Source organism: Azohydromonas australica DSM 1124, from assembly GCF_000430725.1.
GTDB classification, from domain to species: Bacteria; Pseudomonadota; Gammaproteobacteria; order Burkholderiales; family Burkholderiaceae_C; genus Azohydromonas; species Azohydromonas australica.
Map to the genome: position 1 here is coordinate 1 of NZ_AUMO01000170.1, position 1251 is coordinate 1251.

1 protein-coding gene is annotated in these 1251 nt (G+C 67.0%); it reads left to right on the forward strand.

The features are described from left to right. Positions 1-141: 141 nt before the first annotated feature. Positions 142-1251: hypothetical protein (locus tag H537_RS44255; RefSeq protein ID WP_211235043.1), on the forward strand; the 1110-nt coding region annotated here is incomplete at its 3' end.

Below are 1251 nucleotides of genomic sequence, written 5' to 3' on the forward strand. Positions count from 1 at the left end.
CCCACGCCCACGCCGGAACCGAGCCCCACGCCCACGCCCACGCCGGAACCGACACCCGAACCCACCCTGCAGGTAGGCGGCCGCGCGGTCGATGGCTACGTCAAAGACGCCAAGGTCTTCTACGACGCGGACGGCGACGGCGTGTGGGACGCCGACGAGGCCTGGACGACCACCGACGCGCAAGGCCGTTTCGAGCTGACCGGGTTCCTGAAGACGGCGCTGGGTCGCATCGTCATCGAGGCTGGCGGCATCGACATCGAAACCGGCAATGCCGTTGGCGCGCTGTTCCTGAATGCCGACAACCTGGGCCAGGGCGGCGAGCTCATCGTCTCGCCGCTGACCACGCTGCTGGCGCTCAGCCCCGGCTTGACCGAGGCGCAACTCAAGGCCGCGCTGGGTATTGATCCGTCGATCGATCTGCTGACGTTCGATCCGGTGTCGGCCATGGACGCGGGCGGCGCCGGCGCGGCGCTGGGCGAACAGCTGTTCGCGGCGCAGCAGAAGGCCTACGCGCTGCTGCAAGCCGCCACCGCGGTGGCGGGGCAAGGTGGTGTGGGCGCCGCCACCGCGCTGGCCAATGCCGCCAAGGCGTTGGGCCAAGCCATTGCAGGCGGCGCGACCGACCTGAACCAGATCACGACGCAGGTCTTTTCCAATCTGGTGAGCGATCCGGCCAAGGCGGAGGTGCTCGCCAAGGCGGTCCAGCACTCCATGCAGGCCATCGACAAGGCCTACGTGGCGAACCCGGGCGAGATGTCCCTGTCCGAAGCCCGTCATATCATCGCCGCCGGCGACTCCAACGCCCCAGGCTATGCGGAGGCCGTGTCCCGGCTGTCTGCAGCCAAGGCCGCGGCTTCGGTGTCGCAGACCGCGGTCAAGGCGATTGCCGAGCAGGTTGCTCAAGGCCAGTCCGTTGATGTCGATGCCGTTCTGAAGCAGCTCGACAGCAAGATCCAGGAACAGGAACAGGAATACAACGAAAAGGTCGTTGCCGGGGTCAACCACGAGCCAACGGGCTCGGTGGTCATCAACGGTTCTGCGGTGCAAGGACAGACCCTCACGGTGTCCCACACGCTGGCCGACCAGGATGGTATGGGCCCGCTGAGCTTCCAATGGCTGGTTGACGGCAAGCCCATCGACGGGGCGACCGGCTCGCAGCTGTTGCTGACCCAGTCGCTGGTGGGCAAGGCCATCACGGTGGCTGTGAGCTACAAGGACGGAATCGGTGCTGCCGAGGTAGTCGCCAGCGAG